General features: G+C 71.4%; 21 protein-coding genes. 19 read left to right on the forward strand and 2 right to left on the reverse strand.

The window, feature by feature from the left end; all coding sequences use genetic code 11:
- Positions 1-1,017: 1,017 nt before the first annotated feature.
- The 5 genes from aroC (at position 1,018) to BLS56_RS09710 (ending at position 5,987) form a co-directional block, all read left to right on the forward strand.
- The gene (gene aroC / locus BLS56_RS09690) at positions 1,018-2,208 is read left to right on the forward strand and encodes a chorismate synthase (RefSeq protein WP_091449619.1); all 1,191 of its coding nucleotides are present in this window, start codon (positions 1,018-1,020) and stop codon (positions 2,206-2,208) included.
- Positions 2,205-2,711: a shikimate kinase gene (locus tag BLS56_RS09695; RefSeq protein WP_091449620.1), complete on the forward strand. Its 507-nt coding sequence runs from the start codon at positions 2,205-2,207 to the stop codon at positions 2,709-2,711. The genes aroC and BLS56_RS09695 overlap by 4 nt, the downstream gene beginning before the upstream one ends.
- 77 nt (positions 2,712-2,788) lie before the next feature.
- Positions 2,789-3,895, forward strand: a complete 1,107-nt coding sequence (gene aroB, locus BLS56_RS09700; RefSeq protein ID WP_091449698.1) for a 3-dehydroquinate synthase — start codon at positions 2,789-2,791, stop codon at positions 3,893-3,895.
- Positions 3,892-4,323, forward strand: coding sequence for a type II 3-dehydroquinate dehydratase (gene aroQ / locus BLS56_RS09705; protein ID WP_091449621.1), 432 nt, complete (start codon positions 3,892-3,894; stop codon positions 4,321-4,323). Before aroB ends, aroQ begins: the two co-directional genes overlap by 4 nt.
- A 155-nt stretch (positions 4,324-4,478) precedes the next feature.
- Positions 4,479-5,987, forward strand: coding sequence for a glycoside hydrolase family protein (locus BLS56_RS09710; protein ID WP_091449622.1), 1,509 nt, complete (start codon positions 4,479-4,481; stop codon positions 5,985-5,987).
- 57 nt (positions 5,988-6,044) lie between these two features.
- Here BLS56_RS09710 and BLS56_RS09715 read toward each other — a convergent pair whose 3' ends face one another.
- Complete coding sequence (locus tag BLS56_RS09715; protein ID WP_091449623.1) at positions 6,045-6,473, reverse strand: B-4DMT family transporter; 429 nt, start codon at positions 6,471-6,473, stop codon at positions 6,045-6,047.
- Positions 6,474-6,535: 62 nt separating this feature from the next.
- On the opposite strand from BLS56_RS09715, the gene BLS56_RS09720 reads away from it, so the two are divergent.
- From BLS56_RS09720 to nusB, 3 genes are read left to right on the forward strand one after another with little or no spacing between them, the layout of a single operon-like run.
- On the forward strand, positions 6,536-7,627 hold the full coding sequence (locus tag BLS56_RS09720; protein ID WP_091449624.1) for a M24 family metallopeptidase: 1,092 nt from the start codon (positions 6,536-6,538) through the stop codon (positions 7,625-7,627).
- Positions 7,628-7,668: 41 nt separating this feature from the next.
- A complete protein-coding gene (gene efp / locus BLS56_RS09725) occupies positions 7,669-8,232 on the forward strand; it encodes an elongation factor P (RefSeq protein ID WP_091449625.1) in 564 nt (187 codons plus the stop codon).
- 1 nt (position 8,233) lies between these two features.
- Complete coding sequence (gene nusB / locus BLS56_RS09730; protein WP_091449626.1) at positions 8,234-8,653, forward strand: transcription antitermination factor NusB; 420 nt, start codon at positions 8,234-8,236, stop codon at positions 8,651-8,653.
- Positions 8,654-9,256: 603 nt separating this feature from the next.
- On the opposite strand, the gene bldD is transcribed toward nusB, so the two are convergent.
- Positions 9,257-9,745, reverse strand: coding sequence for a transcriptional regulator BldD (gene bldD / locus BLS56_RS09735; protein WP_018686187.1), 489 nt, complete (start codon positions 9,743-9,745; stop codon positions 9,257-9,259).
- 251 nt (positions 9,746-9,996) lie between these two features.
- Here bldD and pyrR point away from each other — a divergent pair, with 251 nt between their 5' ends.
- The 11 genes from pyrR (at position 9,997) to coaBC (ending at position 21,480) form a co-directional block, all read left to right on the forward strand.
- Entirely contained in the window at positions 9,997-10,587 is a 591-nt protein-coding gene (gene pyrR / locus BLS56_RS09740) for a bifunctional pyr operon transcriptional regulator/uracil phosphoribosyltransferase PyrR (RefSeq protein WP_091449627.1), read from the forward strand.
- Entirely contained in the window at positions 10,584-11,534 is a 951-nt protein-coding gene (locus BLS56_RS09745) for an aspartate carbamoyltransferase catalytic subunit (RefSeq protein WP_091449628.1), read from the forward strand. Before pyrR ends, BLS56_RS09745 begins: the two co-directional genes overlap by 4 nt.
- The gene (locus tag BLS56_RS09750; protein ID WP_091449629.1) at positions 11,531-12,823 is read left to right on the forward strand and encodes a dihydroorotase; all 1,293 of its coding nucleotides are present in this window, start codon (positions 11,531-11,533) and stop codon (positions 12,821-12,823) included. The genes BLS56_RS09745 and BLS56_RS09750 overlap by 4 nt, the downstream gene beginning before the upstream one ends.
- Positions 12,820-13,353 (forward strand): PH-like domain-containing protein, encoded by a 534-nt coding sequence (locus tag BLS56_RS09755; RefSeq protein WP_091449630.1) that lies wholly within the window; start codon positions 12,820-12,822, stop codon positions 13,351-13,353. Before BLS56_RS09750 ends, BLS56_RS09755 begins: the two co-directional genes overlap by 4 nt.
- The gene (gene carA / locus BLS56_RS09760) at positions 13,346-14,476 is read left to right on the forward strand and encodes a glutamine-hydrolyzing carbamoyl-phosphate synthase small subunit (RefSeq protein ID WP_091449631.1); all 1,131 of its coding nucleotides are present in this window, start codon (positions 13,346-13,348) and stop codon (positions 14,474-14,476) included. Before BLS56_RS09755 ends, carA begins: the two co-directional genes overlap by 8 nt.
- A complete protein-coding gene (carB, locus tag BLS56_RS09765; RefSeq protein ID WP_091449632.1) occupies positions 14,476-17,835 on the forward strand; it encodes a carbamoyl-phosphate synthase large subunit in 3,360 nt (1,119 codons plus the stop codon). Before carA ends, carB begins: the two co-directional genes overlap by 1 nt.
- On the forward strand, positions 17,832-18,662 hold the full coding sequence (gene pyrF, locus BLS56_RS09770) for an orotidine-5'-phosphate decarboxylase (protein ID WP_091449633.1): 831 nt from the start codon (positions 17,832-17,834) through the stop codon (positions 18,660-18,662). The genes carB and pyrF overlap by 4 nt, the downstream gene beginning before the upstream one ends.
- A gap of 365 nt (positions 18,663-19,027) precedes the next feature.
- The gene (mihF, locus tag BLS56_RS09775; RefSeq protein WP_018686179.1) at positions 19,028-19,345 is read left to right on the forward strand and encodes an integration host factor, actinobacterial type; all 318 of its coding nucleotides are present in this window, start codon (positions 19,028-19,030) and stop codon (positions 19,343-19,345) included.
- Positions 19,342-19,944 carry a guanylate kinase gene (gmk, locus tag BLS56_RS09780; protein ID WP_091449634.1) on the forward strand — a complete coding sequence of 201 codons (603 nt, stop codon included), beginning with the start codon at positions 19,342-19,344 and terminating at the stop codon, positions 19,942-19,944. Before mihF ends, gmk begins: the two co-directional genes overlap by 4 nt.
- Before the next feature lie 19 nt (positions 19,945-19,963).
- Positions 19,964-20,251: a DNA-directed RNA polymerase subunit omega gene (gene rpoZ, locus BLS56_RS09785; protein ID WP_175482751.1), complete on the forward strand. Its 288-nt coding sequence runs from the start codon at positions 19,964-19,966 to the stop codon at positions 20,249-20,251.
- Positions 20,248-21,480, forward strand: a complete 1,233-nt coding sequence (coaBC, locus tag BLS56_RS09790; RefSeq protein WP_091449635.1) for a bifunctional phosphopantothenoylcysteine decarboxylase/phosphopantothenate--cysteine ligase CoaBC — start codon at positions 20,248-20,250, stop codon at positions 21,478-21,480. The genes rpoZ and coaBC overlap by 4 nt, the downstream gene beginning before the upstream one ends.
- Positions 21,481-21,559: the final 79 nt, after the last annotated feature.

Below are 21,559 nucleotides of genomic sequence, written 5' to 3' on the forward strand. Positions count from 1 at the left end.
GGGTCGCTGTCAAGTTGAATAATTTCCTCCATCGTTGCCACGTCGACTTCCGCGTGGCAGGAATATTGCAGGCTTTGAGGAATGCTCGGGCGCGTGTCGTAGCTCTGTAGAGAGATGCGCCGTCCATCATCTCGAGCATGTGGGCAGTGGCGAGTCCCTGGAGTCTCGACCTGACCGCGGAGAATGTTCTCCACTGCGGACCTGCGGTCATCTTTGTCTGCGTCGAAATCTGCTGGGTATCTGAACGGTCGAAGAAGCGCAGTGCGGTTTGGAAGTGTGCGCTGCGCGCGATGAAGACTTCGTTAATGCGGGCTTCGTTCCGTGTCGAACTTGCGAATAGATAGATGGGAAGTTCCGCGTCGTCTGAGAAAATAAGCCAATTGAGGTCCTTCTTGATACCTTCGGCATGACGGGTCAGTGTTTGGCCGACTAGTGCTCGACTGTGATCACGGTGAAGCGTGCAGGCGAAGTCGAAACCGCCTCTCAGCTTCGCGGTATCCGTACAGTTCCGACTTCGGCAACTTATCGGCGATATCAAGAAAGCAACCGGCGGATTGGGCTGATCGGCAGAGGTCAACGCGCTGGGCGCTCCAACGCGGTGTAAGTAGAGGTATGCGACTTTATGTCTTGCTCTAGCCTGTCAAGGTGTCGCATAGCGGGTTGAAGTTTCAGAACCGGACGCTTTGTTCGCGGCGTGGCGGGTGGCTACTCGGCCACGGTTGTCGTAGAGGGGGTTGTTCCGCAGTCTGGCCAGTTCCCCTTTGCTCGATCGGTACCCCTAGGCCTGAGTAGACCTTCCTCCACCCGAGCGCAGTTCCTCCCAGGTGGACAGGACTCAGGTCTGACCTGTCGGAGTCGACTGAACTCCCCGACTTTGATGCCGACCCTGAAAGCTGTTCGCCACCCGGCGAATCACGTCCGGTGATCGGACAAAGGCGAGTGCGCCCCGTCTCACCTGCGGGTTCGCGGTAGCGGCCGGGCGCGGGGGAGTGGGGGCGACATGACAGGATCTGTGCTGTGCTGCGTTGGATTACCGCTGGAGAGTCACACGGACCCGCGCTGGTCGCCGTGCTGGAGGGCATGGTCGCCGGTGTCGAGGTCACCACCACCGATCTCGGCGAGCAGTTGGCCCGCCGCAGGCTCGGGTTCGGCCGCAGTCCCCGGATGGGCTTCGAGACCGACAAGGTGGAGTTTCTCGGCGGTGTCCGGCACGGGGTGACCCAGGGCGGGCCGATCGCGGTGCACATCGACAACGCCGAGTGGCCCAAGTGGGAGAAGGTCATGTCCGCCGACCCGGTGGACCCGGCCGAACTCGCCGAGTTGAGCCGCAACGAGCCGCTGACCCGCCCCCGGCCGGGGCACGCCGACCTGCCCGGGATGCAGAAGTACGGCTTCGACGAGGCCCGGCCCGTCCTCGAACGCGCCAGCGCCCGGGAAACCGCGGGCCGCACCGCGCTCGGGACCGTGGCCCGCGCCTTCCTGCGGCAACTGCTCGGCGTCGAGGTCGTCAGCCACGTCGTGTCCATCGGCGGCGCCGTTGCCCCCGACGGCCCCACCCCGGGGCCCGGTGACCTCGCCGCCATTGACGAGAGCCCGGTGCGCGCCTTCAGCCAGGAGGCCACCGACGCCATGGTCGCCGAGGTCGACGCCGTCAAGAAGGCGGGTGACACCGTCGGCGGGGTCATCGAGGTCATCGCCTACGGTCTGCCGCCGGGCCTGGGGTCCCACGTGCACTGGGACCGCCGCCTCGACGCGCGGCTCGCGGGGGCGCTCATGGGCGTGCAGGCCATGAAGGGCGTCGAGATCGGCGACGGCTTCACGACCGCGCGCCGCTGGGGCAGCCAGGCGCACGACGAGATCGACCGCGACCAGGACTCCGTCGCCGGGGTCAGCAGGCGGTCCAACCGGGCGGGCGGCCTGGAAGGCGGCATCACCAACGGCGAGCCGCTGCGCGCCCGGGTGGCGATGAAGCCGATCTCCACCGTGCCGCGCGCGCTGTCCACCGTCGACGTCGTCACCGGCGAGCCCGCCGTCGCGATCCACCAGCGGTCCGACGTGTGCGCAGTGCCGCGCGCGGGCGTGGTGCTGGAGTCGGTGGTCGCGCTGGTGCTGGCCGAGGCCGCGCTGGAGAAGTTCGGCGGCGACTCGCTGGCCGAGACCAAGCGCAACGTCGAAGGGTACCTCGACGCGCTGCGGAACCGCTGGTGAAGCCCGCCGCGGTCGTCGTGGGGCCGCCGGGGGCGGGGAAGACCACCGTCGGCGAGGCGCTGGCCGCCGCGCTCGGGGTGGCGTTCCGCGACACCGACGACGACATCGTCGCCGCGGCGGGCAAACCGATCAGCGACATCTTCACCCAGGACGGCGAGCCTGCTTTCCGCGCCGCCGAGGAACGCGCCGTGGCCACCGCGCTGGCCGAGCACCCCGGCGTCCTCTCCCTCGGGGGCGGCGCGATCCTGTCGCGGGCCACCCGGGCGTTGCTGGCGGGCCACACCGTGGTCTTCCTCAACGTCAGCCTCGCCGAAGGGGTCCGCCGCACCGGGTTGTCCACCGCGCGGCCCCTGCTCGCCGGGATCAACCCGCGGGCCAAGTTCAAGGAACTCCTCGACGCGCGCCTCCCGCTCTACCGGGAGGTCGCCACCGTCGAGGTGTCCACCGACTCCTCGTCGCCCGAGGAGATCGTCACCCGACTGGTCGGCGAGCTGCGCCCGTAGCGGCCACCCAGAGACCATCGAGACAGACCATCGAGACGCCACCGAGAGGCCGCCGAGCGGCCGCTGAGGAGAGTGTGATCGTGCAACCCGCGCGCATCCGGGTCGCCACCGGCAAGCCCTACGACGTCGTCATCGGCACGGGCCTGCTCGACGAGCTGATCGAGGCCGTCCGCGACTCGTCCAAGGTCGCCATCATCCACCAGCCGACCCTCGCGGCGACCGCCGAGGCCACCCGCGACGAGCTGGCCGCCGCCGGGATCGACGCGCACCGCGTCGAGATCCCCGACGCCGAGGACGGCAAGGCGCTCTCAGTGGCCGCGTTCTGCTGGGAAGTCCTCGGCCGCATCGGCCTCGACCGGGACGGCACGGTCGTCGCGATCGGTGGCGGCGCGGTCACCGACCTCGCCGGGTTCGTCGCCGCCACCTGGATGCGCGGTGTGCGGCTGGTGAACGTGCCGACCACGCTGCTGGGCATGGTCGACGCCGCCGTCGGCGGCAAGACCGGCATCAACACCGACGCGGGCAAGAACCTCGTCGGCGTCTTCCACGAGCCCTCCGCGGTCCTGGTCGACCTGGCCACCCTGACCACCCTGCCGCGCAACGAGCTGATCTCGGGCATGGCCGAGGTCATCAAGGGCGGGTTCATCGCCGACCCGGTGATCCTCGACCTGGTCGAGGCCGACCCGGCCGCCGCCCTCGACCCCGAGGGCGAGGTCATCGCCGAGCTGATCCGCCGCAAGATCCAGGTGAAGGCCGACGTCGTCGCCTCGGACCTGCGCGAGTCGAGCCTGCGCGAGATCCTGAACTACGGCCACACCCTCGCGCACGCCATCGAGCGCCGCGAGCGCTACCGCTGGCGCCACGGCGCCGCGGTGAGCGTCGGCCTGGTCTTCGCCGCGGAACTCGCGCGGCTCGCGGGCAGGCTCGACGACGCCACCGCCGACCGCCACCGCTCGATCCTCACCTCGATCGGCCTGCCGGTCAGCTACGACGCCGACGCGCTGCCCCAGCTCATCGAGGGCATGTTGGCCGACAAGAAGACCAAGTCCGGGGTGCTGCGCTTCGTCGTCCTCGACGGCCTCGCCAAGCCCGCGCGGCTGGAGGGCCCGGACCCGGCGCTGCTCGCCGCCGCTTACTCGGCGGTGGCGGCCGAATCCACCGGCAAGGGCGGGATGCTGCTGTGAGGACGCTTGTGCTCAACGGCCCGAACCTCGGCAGGCTCGGCGCCCGCGAACCGGTGATCTACGGCAGCACCACCCACGCCGACCTCGTGCGGCTGTGCGTGGACACCGGCCGTGAGCTGGGGCTCGACGTCGAGGTGCGGCAGACCGACCACGAGGGCGAGATGCTCGGCTGGCTGCACGAGGCCGCCGACACCGACACCCCGGTCGTCCTCAACGCGGGCGCGTGGACCCACTACTCGATCGCCGTCCGCGACGCCGCCGCCCAGCTCACCGCCCCGCTGGTGGAGGTGCACATCTCGAACGTGCACAAGCGCGAGGAGTTCCGGCACAAGAGCTACATCTCCGAGATCGCGGCGGGCGTGATCGTCGGCCTCGGCGTCGACGGCTACGCGCTCGCGCTGCGCTGGCTCGCCGCCAACGCCCGCTGAAAAACCGCCGATACCCCCCGGTCGGGTGAGTTATCGCTGGTGACGTCGGCGCGGAGTGTGGTCCATGCCTCACCCGCGTCGACCCGGGGTACCCCCGGTTGGGTGATCTTTACACTGAACCACCCTCGTTGCCGGCACGGAGGTCTCCACCCAGCATGTCCACCCGGCCATGGCGATTCCACCGCGTCGCCGCGGTGTTCGCGACCCTCGTCGGGCTCGTCGCCTCGGCTTGCACCACGGTCGCCGAGGGCGAGATGCCGCGCCCGGCGCAGGCGTCGCCCGTGCCCGCCGCCGCGCCGAGCCAGGAGCCGACCCCCGACCAGGTGACCCTGGGCACCGACCGGCCCCGGCAGAGCCAGGGCGTGGTCGCCGCCGGTGGCGCCGACTCGGTCTACAACTACGGCCCGACGCTCATGGTCGAGGACGGCAAGTACCGCATGTGGTGGTGCAGCCAGCTCGGCGCGGCCGTCCCGCCGGGCGACGACATCCTGCTCGCCGAGGCCCCCGCGCCCGGCGGCCCGTACACCGGCCCGGACGGCTCGCCCGCGCTGGCGGTGTTCAGCGGCGGCGGCGGGTTCGACGCCATGCACACCTGCGATCCCTCGGTGATCCGCGTGGGCGGCACCTACTACCTGTACTACACCGGCGCGGCGGGCGACCACGCCCACGGCAACGCCATCGGGCTCGCCACCAGCCGCGACGGGCGGACGTGGACCCGGGCCAACGGCGGCAAGCCGGTCGTGACCGCCGCCCACGACGTCTCGCGCGACAACGTCTACGGCGCGGGCCAGCCCGCCGCGGTCTACCTCGACGGCTGGTTCCACCTGATGTTCACCGACACCACCGGCCGCGACGCGGGCTGGAACGGCGCGGGCCAGTTCGTGCTGCGCGCCAAGGACCCCACCTTCGCCAGCGGCGTGGAGATCCTGAGCCCGGGCGGGTTCCGCAAGGCGTCCAGCACCGCGGGCAGGCTCCGCTCGGTCGTCGACGCGTTCAGCGTCGACTTCATGTGGGTCGCCGCGCTCGACGCGTTCGCCATCGCCCACGAGACCCAGGACGGCACGACGATCACGTTCTGGGACCGCGACTTCCGCCGCGCGCCGTACAAGCCGGTGCTGATCCCCGGCCCCTGGGAGGAGGGCCCCGGCCTCGTCCGCGGCCCCGAGGGCCACGCCCCGCTGTCGGTGGACGCCCCCTGCGACCGGGTGCCGATCGACCTGGTGCGCGCCACTCGCATCGGCGCCGCCCCGACCGACCTGATGATGTTCGGCGCCGACGTCACCGGCAGCGGAGCCTGCGCCGAGCCCGCCCGCGCGCTCAAAGCCTTGGAGGGCTTCGCGATGCCGTCGCCGCAGCGCACCATCGACCTGGTCCGCGACGGCGCCCTGGTCCGCGTCGAGCGTCGCTCGGTGGCCGAGAAGCTGGCGGTCCGCGTCCTGGACCACCGGGTCCCCGCGCTGGACAGTGTCCCGGTCGCGGCCCGCCTGACCGCGTCGGCCGCCGTGGTCCGAGCCGACTCCCGCCTGGGCTTCGTCCTGGACGACGGCAGACTGTGGCCGATCACCGACCCGGCCGTCGCCACGCTCAACTCGTCCCCGATGACCCCGGTCTCCCCGAGCGTGTTCGACTCCTACCGCCGCGGCCCCGACCTGGCCGCCCGCTGACCGTCCTACCCGGACACGTCGCTCCCATACACCGCACTGAGCTTCAATTCGCGTGGCTCAGCGGTCCGCGGTCTCGTCTTTGTCGTCCGCGCCGCGGTTGCCGTCCAGCCGGGGACCGACCACAAGACCCAGCCCGGCGGGGACCAGCACCAGCAGCGCGGTGAACGCCGCGCCGCCGGTCAATGCCTGCCCCAGCGCGCTCACGCCGGTCTGGTCCACCAGCGCCGCCTGCCCGACCACGCCGAGCACCGCGGCGCCCCAGCCCGCGACGAGCGCCGCCAGCACCCAGGCCCGGCCCCGGTCCGGCACGCCGAGCCAGCCGTCGACCGCCGCCCAGACCGCGGCCACGCCGACCAGCACACCCAGGGCCAGTCCCTCGATCGTGGTTCGCCCGGTCGGGTCACTCGCCTTGAGGGCCGCCACCACCACGGCCACCGCGGCGTGCACCACAGCCAGGACGGCGCCGCGCAGCAGCCACGTTCGCATTGCCGCAGCGTAGTTCTGGCGAGTGCGGCGCGGCGAGCGCGGCCGGTCGTAAGCTCGCGGACATGTCCGACTCGCACCCGCGCCGCCGTGCGGCGCTGCGCACCAGCCTCCGGGACGCGGGGCTCGACGCGCTGCTCGTCGTCGACCTGCTCAACGTGCGCTACCTGACCGGGTTCACCGGCTCCAACGGCGCGCTGCTCGTCCACGCCGACGGCGACGAGCACAGCGTCTTCTGCACTGACGGCCGCTACCTGCGGCAGTCCGCGGTCCAGGTGCCCGAGCTGGAGCGGGTCATCGAGCGGGCCAGCGCCCTCGCGCTCGCCGCCCGCGCCGCCAAGGACGGGCTGCGCCGGGTCGGGTACGAGAGCCAGCACGTCACTGTCGACGGCCTCGACGCGCTCGCCGACGCCGCGGGGAGCGTCGAGCTGACCCGCGCGCCGAACCTGGTCGAGCGGCTTCGGCTGGTCAAGGACGACACCGAGATCGAGGCGCTGCGCATGGCGTGCGCGGCGGCGGACCGCGCGCTGGCGAACCTCATCGAGCACGGCGGCCTGCGCCCCGGCCGCACCGAGCGCGAGGTTGCCCGCGAGCTGGAGAGCCGGATGCTCGACCACGGCGCGACGGGCCGCGCGTTCGAGTCGATCGTCGCCGCTGGCGCCAACTCGGCCATCCCGCACCACCGGCCCACCGACGCCGTGCTGGCCGCCGGTGACTTCGTGAAGCTCGACTTCGGCGCCCTGGTCGATGGCTACCACTCCGACATGACCCGCACCGTGGTCCTCGGCGAGCCAGCCGACTGGCAGTGCGAGATCTACGACCTCGTCGCCGCCGCGCAGGCCGCGGGCCGGGCCGCGCTGCGCCCGGGAGCGGCGGTCCGCGACGTCGACGCGGCGGCCCGCGACGTCATCGAGCGGGCTGGCCGGGGAGCCGAGTTCACCCACGGCCTCGGCCACGGCGTCGGCCTGGAGATCCACGAGGCACCCAGCCTGGCGAAAACCGGCGAAGGTACACTTTCCGCCGGAATGGCGGTCACCGTCGAGCCGGGTGTGTACCTGTCCGGCAGGGGCGGGGTCCGCATCGAGGACACGCTTGTCGTGCGGGACGATGGTCCCGAGCTCCTCACGCTGACCACCAAGCAGCTCATGGTCGTCTGACGACGATCACCCATGCGCGCGAAAAACAGGAGATCCAGCCAGTGGCCTCGACCAACGACCTGAAGAACGGCCTGGTGCTCAACCTCGAAGGCCAGCTCTGGACCGTCACCGAGTTCCAGCACGTCAAGCCCGGCAAGGGCCCGGCCTTCGTGCGGACCAAGCTCAAGCACGTGCTGACGGGCAAGGTCGTCGACAAGACGTTCAACGCTGGTGTCAAGGTCGACACGGCCACCGTGGACCGCCGCGAGATGACCTACCTCTACAACGACGGCTCCGAGTACGTCTTCATGGACGGCGACACCTTCGAGCAGATCTCGATCGCCGCCGAGGTCGTCGGCGAGCAGTCCCGGTTCCTGCTGGAGAACGGCACCGCGATCGTCTCCTCGCACGAGGGAGTGCCCCTGTTCATCGAACTGCCCACCTCGGTCGAGCTGATCATCAAGCACACCGACCCCGGCCTGCAGGGCGACCGCTCCACCGGCGGCACCAAGCCCGCCGAGCTGGAGACCGGCGCCGAGATCCAGGTCCCCCTGTTCGTCACCACCGGCGAAAAGGTCAAGGTCGACACCCGCGACGGGCGCTACCTCGGCCGGGTCAGCAGCTGACGTGGGCGCTCGCAGCAAGGCCCGCAAGCGCGCGGTGGACCTCCTCTTCGAGGCCGCCGTCCGCGGCGCCGACCCGGTCACCCTCCTGGCCGACCGGGTCGGGTCCCCGGACGTCCCACCGGTCAACGACTACACCATCACCCTGGTGGAAGGCGTGACCGCGCACCGGAACCGGATAGACGAGCTACTAACCGAACACGCCGAGGGCTGGTCCCTGGCCCGGATGCCCGCCGTGGACTTGGCGGTCCTCCGCTTGGGCCTCTACGAGCTCCTGTGGGCCCAAGACGTCCCCGACGCCGTCGCGATCGACGAGGCAGTCCAACTAGCCAAGTCCCTCTCCACCGACGACTCCCCCCGCTTCGTCAACGGCGTCCTTGGCCGCATCGGCGGCATCGCCGACCGCCTACGAGCGACCCTCTGACCTCCCGAACTTCACCCCTGCGGGGGACAAGGCCGCAAAGGCGAGCCCCCACCGCCGGCCCGACGCGTTCCATGATCGCAAGTTATCCACAGGCGCGGCCCGCTCTCTTCCCCGCGCTGACCTGCGGCGATAGACTGGAGCGGGGTCAGCCCCCAGGGTGGGTGGGGCTTTGTTGTGGGGGGTTTGGGGCGGTGAAAACAGCCGCAGTGCGTCGTTGAGGACTCGGTCGGCGCGGGTCGAGTGCTCTTGTAGGGCTTGTTCGCAAACCTGCCCTCCCGTCACCGCATTCAGCCCTGCCAGGTGCTCGGCGAGGCGGGACAGCACACCCACCCTCCTGCCAGGCAGCGCCAACCCTGCCAGGTGCTCGATGGGGTGGAGTGGTTTCTTCGGGGGTGAAGGAAGATCCCTGAACTCGCCGTGGTCGTGGGGCCGAAGGCTCCCCACCCGTCTTTCCCCGCGACGGGATCTTCCTTCGTAGGGGCCCTGAAGAAACCACTCCACCCCCCCATCGAGCAAGCCAACACAGCCAGAAGCAGCCGGACAGCACGAACACCCGACTGCGCAGCATCCCCGTCTGCGCGGTCGGGTGTCTCGCTGGCCAACCTAGTCTTCCTTGGACGGCCGCGCCTCCGGGGGCAGCACACCCCAGTCGATGAGCTGCTCTGTCAACTCCCCCGGAGTCATGTCGTAGATGATCGCCAGCGAGCGCAGGTCCTCCGTGCGGATCGACAGGACCTTGCCGTTGTAGTCACCGCGCTGGCTCTGGATGGTGGCCGCGTAGCGGGCCAGCGGACCGACCTTCTCCGCTGGCAGCTGTTGCAGCCGCTCCAGATTGATCACGATCTTCGTGGCGGGTTCTGCTCCGGATGGAACACGGCCCTCGGGCAGGAGTTCCACCACCGGCACGCCGTAGAAGTCCGCGAGTTCGGCCAGTTTCTGGACCGTGACGGCGCGGTCGCCGCGCTCGTAAGAGCCGACCACGACGGCCTTCCAGCGGCCACCGGACTTCTGCTCGACGCCGTGCAGCGACAGCCCCTGCTGCTGGCGGATGGCGCGGAGCTTGGCCCCTAGCGCCTTGGCGTAGTCGCCCATGCGGCGGTTCTCCGTTCGTTCGCCCCGACGGCGCTAAGGACTGCCGCGGGTAGCTTCAAATCAACACGCAGAGTAATGGTTACCCAGAGTTGTCACCAGGTCAAGCTGGTTCGACTGCGGCACCCGGGGGAAACCTGCCAGACCACCCGGTCGGTGGGTCTCCCCGGCCTGATAACGTCGGGTCGACCCCAGGTCAGAGGGTCGATCGACACCTTTAAGGCCCGTCCAGTGAGGCGGGGAAGGAGTCTGCCGTGCCGCCCCGAGATCGTGGCGCGCCGGAACCGGCGGGGCAGCGGGAGCTGCTCTCGGCTGGTGACGTCGCGCGCACCATCGCCCGAATGGCCCATCAGGTCATTGAGAAAACTTCGCTCGGCGCGTCCGGCGCGAGCCCGGTCGTGTTGCTCGGCATCCCCACCCGGGGGGCGCCGCTCGCGGCCCGCCTCGCGGCCAGGATCGCCGAGTTCAGCGACATCGGTGTTCCCGTCGGGACCCTCGATGTGACGCTTTACCGCGACGACCTGCGCCGCAAGCCCACCCGGCCGCTCGGCGCGACCGCCCTGCCGCCCGGCGGCATCGAGGACGCCCTGGTCATCCTGGTCGACGACGTGCTGTTCTCCGGCCGCACCATCCGCGCCGCCCTCGACGCCCTGCGCGACGCTGGCCGCCCCCGGGCAGTGCAGCTGGCGGTGCTGGTCGACCGGGGCCACCGCGAACTGCCCATCCGCGCCGACTACGTGGGCAAGAACGTGCCCACCGCGCGCGCCGAGGAGGTCAACGTCCTGTTCGAGGAGACCGACGGCCGCGACGCCGTCCTGCTGCGCCGGGCGGGGGAGCGGGCATGAGACACCTGCTCAGCACCGACGGGCTCGACCCGGCCACCGCACTGGCCATTCTGGACACCGCCGACGGTCTCAAGCGGACACTGCTCGGCCGCGAGGTGCGCAAGCTGCCCACCCTGCGCGGCCGCACGGTGATCACGATGTTCTACGAGAACTCCACCCGCACCCGGGTCTCCTTCGAGATCGCCGGAAAGTGGATGAGCGCCGACGTGGTCAACGTCTCCGCGGGCGGGTCGTCGGTGAGCAAGGGCGAGTCCCTTCGCGACACCGCGCTGACCCTGGCCGCCGCTGGCGCGGACTGCGTGATCGTGCGGCACCCGGCCTCCGGAGCCGCTCACCGGATCGCGGGCTGGCTCGCCGCGGCGGGGACCAGCGTGGTCAACGCCGGTGACGGCACCCACGAGCACCCCACCCAGGCGCTGCTCGACGCGGCGACCCTGCGCGACCGGCTCGGCCGGATCGACGGCAGGCGCGTGGCCATCGTCGGCGACGTGCTGCACAGCCGGGTCGCCCGCTCCAACGTGCACCTGCTCACCTCGCTGGGCGCGGAGGTGGTGCTCGTCGCGCCGCCCACGCTGCTGCCGGTGGGCGTCGCGGACTGGCCGGTGGGCGCGGCCGGGTCGCTGCGGGTCTCGCACGAGCTTGACCCCGAGTTGCCGACGCTGGACGCGGTGATGATGCTGCGCGTGCAGGCCGAGCGGATGCACGGCGGGTTCTTCCCGTCCGCGCGGGAGTACGCGATCGCCTACGGGCTCGGCGAGGCGCGCGCGCGGATGCTGCCCAAGCACGCGGTCGTGCTGCACCCCGGCCCGATGCTGCGCGGGATGGAGATCGCCGCCGCGGTCGCCGACTCGCCGAGGGCGGCGATCACCGACCAGGTCGCGAACGGGGTCCACGTGCGGATGGCCGTGCTGTACCACCTGTTGGCCGGAGAAGAGGACAATTCATGAGTTCGCTGGTCATCCGCGGGGCGCAGCCCTACGGGGAGGGCGAGCCGGTCGACATCGCGGTCCGCGACGGTGTGATCGCCGAGATCGGCGCCCGGCTCGACGCCGACGGGGCCGAGGTGATCGACGCCGGGGGACTGGTGGCGCTGCCCGGTTTCGTCGACCTGCACACCCACCTGCGCGAGCCGGGCCGGGAGGACACCGAGACCATCGAGTCCGGGTCGCGGGCGGCTGCGCTGGGCGGCTACACCGCCGTGTTCGCCATGGCCAACACCGACCCGGTGGCCGACAACGCGGTGATCGTGGAGCACGTGTGGCGGCGCGGCCGGGAGGTCGGCCTGGTCGACGTGCACCCGGTCGGCGCGGTGACCGTCGGGCTCAAGGGCGAGAAGCTGGCCGAGCTTGGCACGATGGCGCGCTCGGCGGCCCGGGTCCGGGTGTTCTCCGACGACGGCCTCTGCGTCGCCGACCCGCTGATCATGCGCCGCGCGCTGGAGTACACCAAGGCGCTGGACGCGGTGATCGCCCAGCACGCGGAGGAGCCCCGGCTGACCGTCGGCGCTCAGGCCCACGAGGGCGAACTGGCCGCGCGGCTGGGGCTGGCGGGCTGGCCCGCGGTGGCCGAGGAGTCGATCGTGGCCCGCGACTGCCTGCTGGCGCTGCATGTCGGCGCCCGGCTGCACGTGTGCCACGTGTCCACCGAGGGCACCGCTGAGGTGCTGCGCTGGGCCAAGGGCCGGGGCACCCGGGTGTCGGCCGAGGTCACCCCGCACCACCTGCTGCTCGACGACGAGCGCCTGACCACCTACGACCCGGTCAACAAGGTCAACCCGCCGCTGCGCACCTCGACCGACGCCAAGGCGCTGCGCGCCGCGCTGGCGGAGGGAACGGTCGACTGCGTGGCCACCGACCACGCCCCGCACGCCAGCCAGGACAAGGACTGCGAGTGGTCCGCGGCCCGGCCTGGGATGCTCGGGTTGCAGACAGCGCTGCCGATCGTGGTCGAGACCATGGTCAACCCCGGCCTGCTCGACTGGCGCGGGGTGGCGCGGGTGATGAGCGAGCGGCCAGCCGAGATCGCGGGCCTGCCCGACCAGGGCCGCCCCATCGCGGTGGGCGAGCCCGCCACCCTGACCCTGGTCGACCCGGCGGGCCGCTGGACGGTGCGCGGCGCCGACCTGGCCAGCATCGCGGCCAACACCCCGTACGAGGGCATGGAGCTGCCCGGGGTGGTCGTGGCGACGCTGCTGCGCGGCGCGGTCACGGCACGGGACGGGAAGGTGACCGCGTGAACCGGCTTGGTCTTACCGCGCTGTTCGCGGCGGTGTTCGTGCTGCTGGTCCTGCTGATGTGGTGGGGCTACCGCAACCGCGCCCGCCGCCAGGCCGCGGTGCTGCCCGCGTTCCCCGCCGCGCCGGAGACGGTGCTCGCCGGGGTTCGCGAGGGCACCGCGGAAACGCTGCTGCCGCCCAGCACGGGCGTCTACGCCAGCACGGTCACCGACGCGAGTTGGCAGGACCGGGTGGCGGTGGGCGATATGGGTTTCCGCGCGGACGCGACCGCGCACCTGCTGCCCGAGGGGCTGCTGTTCGACCGCGCGGGAGCGAGTCCGGTGTGGATTCCGGCGGAGTCGGTGCGCGCTGCGCGCACCGAGGCCGGGATCGCCGGGAAGGTGATGGGCCGCGACGGGCTGCTGGTGGTGCGCTGGGCGGTCGGCGGCCACGAGTTCGACACCGGCTTCCGCGCCGACGACAAGGACGACTACGACTCGTGGGTGCCCGCGCTGCGCGCTCTCACGCCGGAGGTACGAGACGGTGAGTAAGACGAGCACACGGACAGCCGCGGCGCTGGTCCTCGAAGACGGCCGGGTCTTTCGCGGCGAGGCGTTCGGCGCCACCGGCGAGACCTTCGGCGAGGTGGTGTTCTGCACCGCCATGACCGGCTACCAGGAAACGCTGACCGACCCCTCTTACCACCGGCAGATCGTGGTGGCCACGGCCCCGCAGATCGGCAACACCGGCTGGAACGACGAGGACGACGAGTCCAGCCGCGTCTGGGTCTCCGGCTACGTGGTCCGCGACCCCGCCCGGATCGCCTCGAACTGGCGCTCCACCCGGTCCCTGGACGACGCGCTGGTCTCCCAGGGCGTCGTCGGGATCAGCGGGGTCGACACCCGTTCGCTGACCCGCCACCTGCGCGAGCGCGGCGCCATGCGCGCCGGGGTGTTCTCCGGTGACGCGCTGACCGGCACCGAGGCGATGGTCGGCCGCGTGCTGGAAAGCCCGAGGATGCTCGGCGCCGACCTCGCGGGCGAGGTCACCGCGGCGCAGCCGTACGTGGTGCCCGCGCAGGGCGAGCGCCGCTTCCGGGTCGCCGCGCTCGACCTGGGCATCAAGTCCAACACCCCGCGCATGATGGCGGCCCGCGGCATCGAGACGCACGTGCTGCCCGCAACCACCACCCTGGACGAACTGCTCGCCGTCGAGGCCGACGGCGTCTTCCTGTCCAACGGCCCCGGCGACCCGGCCACCGCCGACCACCCGGTCGAGCTGACCAAGGCGGTGCTGGAACGGCGCATCCCGCTGTTCGGCATCTGCTTCGGCAACCAGATCCTCGGCCGCGCGCTGGGCCTGGGCACCTACAAGATGCGCTACGGCCACCGCGGCATCAACATCCCGGTGATCGACGTCGCCACCGGCTCGGTCGCGATCACCTCCCAGAACCACGGCTTCGTCATCGAAGGCGAGCCCGGCGCCGACTTCGACACCCCGTACGGCGCCGCCACGATCAGCCACTACTGCCCCAACGACGGCACCGTCGAAGGCGTCCGCGCCCTCGACGTCCCCGCCTTCTCCGTGCAGTACCACCCCGAGGCCGCGGCGGGCCCGCACGACGCCGCAAACCTGTTCGACCAGTTCGTGACCCTGATGGAGGGCGGTCGCTGATGCCCAAGCGCGACGACATCCAGCACGTGCTGGTGATCGGGTCCGGCCCGATCGTGATCGGCCAGGCCTGCGAGTTCGACTATTCCGGCACGCAGGCGTGCCGGGTGCTGCGGGAGGAGGGGCTGCGGGTCAGCCTGGTCAACTCCAACCCGGCGACGATCATGACCGACCCGGAGTTCGCCGACGCCACCTACATCGAGCCGATCACGGCCGAGTTCGTGGAGAAGGTCATCGCCGCGGAGCGGGACGCCGGGCATCCGATCGACTCGATTCTGGCGACGCTGGGCGGGCAGACGGCGCTGAACACCGCCGTGGCGCTGCACGAGCGCGGGGTGCTGGAGAAGTACGGGGTCGAGCTGATCGGCGCGGACATCGAGGCGATCCAGCGCGGCGAGGACCGGCAGAAGTTCAAGGACATCGTCGCCGAGATCGGCGCCGAGACCCCGCGCAGCCGGGTGTGCCACTCGATGGCTGAGGTGCGCGAGACCGTCGCCGAGTTGGGGCTGCCGGTCGTCATCCGGCCGTCGTTCACCATGGGCGGCCTCGGCTCCGGCCTGGCCTACACCCACGAGCAGTTGGAGCGGCTGGCCTCCACCGGGCTCACCGAGAGCCCGGTAACCGAGGTGCTCATCGAGGAGAGCGTGCTCGGCTGGAAGGAGTACGAGCTTGAGCTGATGCGCGACCGGCACGACAACGTGGTGGTCATCTGCTCCATCGAGAACATCGACCCGATGGGCGTGCACACCGGCGACTCGGTGACCGTCGCCCCGGCGATGACCCTGACCGACCGCGAGTTCCAGCACATGCGCGACGTCGGCATCGACGTGCTGCGCGCGGTCGGCGTCGACACCGGCGGCTGCAACATCCAGTTCGCGATCCACCCGAAGACCGGCCGCATGGTCGTCATCGAGATGAACCCCCGGGTCTCGCGGTCCAGCGCGCTGGCGTCGAAGGCCACCGGGTTCCCGATCGCCAAGATCGCCGCGAAGCTCGCCATCGGCTACACCCTGGACGAGATCCGCAACGACATCACCGGCGAGACCCCGGCCTCGTTCGAGCCGACCCTGGACTACGTGGTCGTCAAGGTGCCCCGGTTCGCCTTCGAGAAGTTCCCCGGCGCCGACCCGACGCTCACCACGACGATGAAGAGCGTCGGCGAGGCCATGTCGATCGGCCGCAACTTCGTCGAGGCGCTGGGCAAGGCGCTGCGGTCGATGGAGACCAAGGCGACCGGGTTCTGGACCCGCCCGGACCCCGAGGTGATGAGCCTGGAGTCCACTCTGGACGCGCTGCGCGTCCCGCACGACGGCAGGCTCTACACCCTCGAACGCGCGCTGCGGATGGGCGCGACCGTCCACGAGGTCCACCAGGCGTGCGGGATCGACCCGTGGTTCATCGATCAGATCGCGTCCCTGGTCGAGTTGCGCCACGAGGTGGAGAGCGCCCCGGTGCTGGACGAGCCGCTGCTGCGGCGGGCGAAGCGGTCGGGCTTCTCCGACCGCCAGATCGCCGCCCTGCGCCCGGAACTGGCGGGCGAGGACGGCGTGCGCAGCCTGCGCCACCGCCTCGGCGTGCGGCCGGTGTTCAAGACCGTCGACACCTGCGCCGCCGAGTTCGCCGCGCTCACCCCGTACCACTACTCGGCCTACGAGCTCGACCCCGACGCCGAGACCGAGGTGCTGCCCCAGCACGACCGGCCCAAGGTGCTGATCCTGGGCTCGGGCCCGAACCGGATCGGGCAGGGCATCGAGTTCGACTACTCCTGCGTGCACGCGGCGATGGCGCTGCGCGAAGCCGGGTACGAGACCGTGATGGTGAACTGCAACCCGGAGACGGTGTCCACCGACTACGACACCTCCGACCGGCTCTACTTCGAGCCGCTCACCTTCGAGGACGTGCTGGAGGTCGTGCACTCCGAGCAGCTCTCCGGCTCGGTCGTGGGCGTCGTCGTGCAGCTTGGCGGGCAGACCCCGCTCGGCCTCGCGCAGCGGCTCGCCGACGTGGGCGTGCCGATCGTGGGCACCTCGCCGGAGGCGATCCACATGGCCGAGGACCGGGGCGCGTTCGGCGACATGCTGACCGCCGCGGGCCTGCCCGCGCCCAAGTACGGCACGGCGACCTCGTTCGCGGGCGCCAAGCGCATCGCCGACGAGATCGGCTACCCGGTGCTGGTCCGCCCGTCCTACGTGCTCGGCGGGCGCGGCATGGAGATCGTCTACGACGAGGAGACCCTGGCCGGGTACATCGACCGGGCCACCGAGGTCAGCCCGGAGCACCCGGTGCTGGTCGACCGGTTCCTCGACGACGCCATCGAGATCGACGTCGACGCGCTCTGCGACGGCGACGAGGTCTACCTCGGCGGCGTCATGGAGCACATCGAGGAGGCGGGCATCCACTCCGGCGACTCGGCGTGCGCGCTGCCGCCGATCACCCTGGGCCGCACCGACCTGGAGGCCGTGCGCCGCTCCACCGAGGCCATCGCCAAGGGCGTCGGCGTGCGCGGCCTGCTCAACGTGCAGTACGCGCTCAAGGACGACGTGCTCTACGTCCTGGAGGCCAACCCGCGCGCCAGCCGCACGGTCCCGTTCGTCTCCAAGGCGACCGCCGCGCCGCTGGCCAAGGCGGCGGCCCGGATCATGCTCGGCGCGACCATCGCCGACCTGCGCGCCGAGGGGATGCTGCCCGCCGACGGCGACGGCGCGGAACTGCCCGACGGCGCGCCGGTCGCGGTGAAGGAGGCCGTGCTGCCCTTCCACCGCTTCCGCACCCCCGACGGGCACGGCGTGGACTCGCTGCTCGGCCCGGAGATGAAGTCCACCGGCGAGGTCATGGGCATCGACGCGTCCTTCGGCAAGGCGTTCGCCAAGTCGCAGACCGCCTCCTACGGCTCGCTCCCGGTCGGCGGGCGGGTGTTCGTCTCGGTCGCCAACCGGGACAAGCGGGCGATGGTGTTCCCGGTGAAGCGCCTGGCCGACCTGGGCTTCGAGGTGCTGGCGACCTCCGGCACCGCGGAAGTGCTGCGCCGCAACGGGATTCCGTGCACGGTGGTGCGCAAGCACTTCGAGGGCGCGGAGAACGTCGTCGACCTGATCCGCGACGGCGGGGTCGACATGGTCATCAACACCCCGTACGGCAACCACGGGCCCCGGGTGGACGGCTACGAGATCCGCACGGCCGCGGTCTCCCGGGACATCCCGTGCGTGACCACGATCCAGGGCGCGGCCGCCGCGGTGCACGGCATCGAGGCGCTCATCCGCGACGACATCGGCGTGCGGCCCCTACAGGCGTTGCAGGCCGCCCTGCTCGCGGGCAAGGCGAAGCAGGCCAAGCAGTCCGAGCAGTCCGGGGCGGACGCGTGACGGCTCCGTTCGGCGCGCGGCTGGCCGAGGCGGTCGCCGCGCGCGGCTCCCTGTGCGTCGGCATCGACCCGCACCCCAACCTGCTCGACGCCTGGGGCCTGCCCCGCGACGCCGCGGGCCTGGAGCGGTTCGCGCTCACCTGCGTCGAGGCGCTGGCGGGCGAGGTCTCGATGCTCAAGCCGCAGTCGGCGTTCTTCGAGGCGTACGGCTCGAAGGGCGTCGCCGTCCTGGAGCGGGTGATCGCCGAGTCCCAGGCGGCGGGCGCGCTGGTGCTGCTCGACGTCAAGCGCGGCGACATCGGCTCGACCATGGCCGCCTACGCCCAGGCGTACCTGGCCGAGGGCTCCCCGTTGGCCGCCGACGCGGTCACCCTCTCGCCGTACCTGGGGTTCGGCTCGCTCGCGCCCGCGCTGGACGAGGCCGAGCGCACCGGGCGCGGGGTGTTCGTGCTCGCGCTGACCTCGAACCCGGAGGGCGCGAGCGTCCAGCGGGCGGTCGCGGACGGCCGCAGCGTGGCGCAGGCGGTCGTGGACGCCGCGGCCGACCGCAACTCCGGCGCCGCGCCGCTTGGCGGCGTGGGCCTGGTCGTCGGCGCGACCATCGGGGAGACCGGCGTCGACCTGTCCCGGCTCAACGGGCCCATCCTGGCCCCCGGCGTCGGCGCCCAGGGCGCGGGCGCCGCCGACCTGGCGCGGCTCTTCGGTCCCGACCCGCGCCACGTCCTGCCGACGAGTTCCCGCGACGTGCTGCGGCACGGTCCGGACCCCGCCGCGCTGCGCTCTGCCGCGCTGCGGGTCCGGGACGCCTTGGCGGCCGCCGCTCGCTGAACCACCGCTAGGGAAGCGCACCCTCCGGAAGCCCGAATCGGGGCTTCCGGGGGTTGCGCGCGTCCGTCCCCCGTCTGCGCAGGTAGGGGCCTTAGGCTGACCGGGTGTGTTCGGCGGTGCTCAGGGAGTGGCGGACGTGACACTTTCGCCTCCGGCGGGCGTCCGATCGCACAGCGTCACACCCGATCTGGATCGATAGGGGTCGGCATCGTCGCAGGTCGCAGCGTCGCCAGTCACGCGTTGTTGATCAACTTCGAACCGCTGGTCACGCACCGCGCACGCTGCCCCCGCGTTGTCCTCGCAGGCCAGGGGTCGGTAACGTCGCGGCACCGATCCGCAGAAATCCCACCCCCACGGAGGAAATCGTGGCCCTTCCCCAGCTGACCGAGGAGCAGCGGGCCGCAGCGCTGGAGAAGGCGGCTGCCGCCCGTCGCGCCCGAGCCGAGCTCAAGGAGCGCCTGAAGCGAGGCGGCACCACCCTCAAGGACGTGCTGGCCCAGTCTGACAATGACGAGGTCCTGGGCAAGATGAAGGTCACCGCTCTGCTGGAGGCCTTGCCGGGTGTCGGCAAGGTGCGTGCCCAGCAGATCATCGAGCGCCTGGAGATCGCCCCTAGCAGGCGCCTGCGCGGGCTCGGCGACCGTCAGCGCAAGGCCTTGCTCGCCGAGTTCAGCGGCGAGTGAATGCGAAGTTGAGCGGCCGTGAGTCGGGATCGGGCGTCGCTGTCCGGTCCCGGCTCACAGTCGTGTCCGGCCCGTCGGGGGTCGGCAAGTCCAGCGTGGTCGCCGAACTGCGCAGGCTGCACCCCGACATCTACTTCAGCGTCTCGGTGACCACCCGGGCTCCTCGGCCAGGTGAGATCGACGGCGCGCACTACCACTTCATCGACCGCGCCGAGTTCGACCGGATGGTCGAGGCAGGCGAACTGCTCGAGCACGCGGCCTACGCGGGCAACTGCTACGGCACCCCGCGCGGACCGGTCGAGGCCGCGCTCGCCCACGGCAGGCCCGCCGTGCTGGAGATCGAACTGCAGGGCGCGCGCCAGGTGCGGCGCGCGATGCCCGAGGCCCAGCTCGTCATGCTGGTGCCGCCGTCCTGGGACGCGCTGGTGTCCCGGCTGGTCGGCCGCGGCACCGAGGACGAGGCCGTGGTGGCCCACCGCCTCGCCGTGGCGAAGGACGAACTGGCCGCGGAAGCGGAGTTCGACGTGGTCGTGGTGAACGCCGATGTGCGGGCCGCGGCCGCGGAGTTGCTAACCTTGGTACTTCCGGAACACATCTGAGCAAGCTGGAGCGTTGCGAGTGATCACCCCTACCGAGCTGAGCGCACTGGGTGAGCCGACGACCACCCTCGAAGGCATCACCAACCCCCCGATCGACGACTTGCTCGAAAAGGTCAGCTCGAAGTACGCGTTGGTGATCTACGCCGCCAAGCGTGCCCGCCAGATCAACGACTACTACGCGCAGCTTGGCGAAGGCCTGCTGGAGTACGTCGGCCCGCTGGTGGAGCCCGGCCCGCGCGAGAAGCCGCTGTCCATCGCCCTGCGCGAAATCCACTCCGGCCTGCTTGAGCACACCGAGGGCGAGTGACCTCGCGTCCTCGCGTCGTTCTGGGTGTGGGCGGCGGCATCGCCGCCTACAAGGCCTGTGAGGTCCTGCGCCGCCTGACCGAGTCCGGTCACGAGGTGCGGGTGGCGCCCACCGACGCCGCTCTGCGCTTCGTCGGCGCGGCCACCTTCGAGGCCCTGTCGGGCAACAAGGTGCACACCGGGGTCTTCTCCGACGTGCCCGAGGTGCCGCACGTGCGCCTCGGGCAGGAGGCGGACCTGGTCCTGGTGGTGCCCGCCACCGCCGACCTGCTCGCCAAGGCGGCCCACGGCCTGGCCGACGACCTGCTGACCAACACCCTGCTCACCGCGCGCTGCCCGGTGCTCATGGCCCCCGCCATGCACACCGAGATGTGGGAGCACGCCGCCACCCAGGCCAACGTCGCCACGCTGCGCTCGCGCGGCGTGGTGGTGGCCGAGCCCGCCAGCGGCAGGCTCACCGGCGCCGACACCGGCAAGGGCAGGCTCGCCGACCCGGCCGAGATCGTCGACCTGGCCCGGCTGCTGCTCCAGCGGCCGGACGCGCTGCCGCGCGACCTCGAAGGCGTGCACGTGGTGGTCTCCGCAGGCGGCACCCGTGAGCCGCTGGACCCGGTCCGCTACCTGGGCAACCGCTCATCGGGCAAGCAGGGCTACGCGCTGGCCCGCACCGCCGTGCAGCGCGGCGCCCGGGTGACGCTGGTCTCCGCGCATACCCTCGCGCTGCCCGAGCCAGCGGGCGTCGACGTGGTCAAGGTTGGCACGGCGGCCGAACTGCGGGACGCGGTGCACAAGGCCGCCGGGGACGCCGACGTGGTGGTCATGGCCGCCGCCGTCGCCGACTTCCGGCCGACGGCGTCGGCCGAGTTCAAGATCAAGAAAACCGACCGCGACCCCGACCCGATCGCGCTGACCCGCAACGCCGACGTCCTCGCCGAACTGGTCTCCGCGCGCCGCCGCGCGCCTGCCTCGGCCCAGGTCATCGTCGGATTCGCGGCCGAGACCGGCGACACAGGGGCCGACGTGCTCTCCCACGCCCGCGCGAAACTCGCCCGCAAGGGCTGCGACCTGCTCGTGGTCAACGCCGTCGGCGAGGGCAAGGCGTTCGAGATGGAGGACAACCAGGGCTGGCTGCTGGCCGCGGACGGGACCGAACGCCCCATCGCGCTGGGCTCGAAGGCCCAACTGGCGACCGAAGTCTGGGACGCCGTGGTCGAACTTCGCGGCCGTTGAGCCTTTTTCCTTGCCCCTTCAGTACTGTTGTCCGGGACTACTGGCAACTGATGTGGGGTATGTCGTGAGCGAGACTGGC

The organism is Actinokineospora iranica (assembly GCF_900101685.1).
GTDB lineage: Bacteria > Actinomycetota > Actinomycetes > Mycobacteriales > Pseudonocardiaceae > Actinokineospora > Actinokineospora iranica.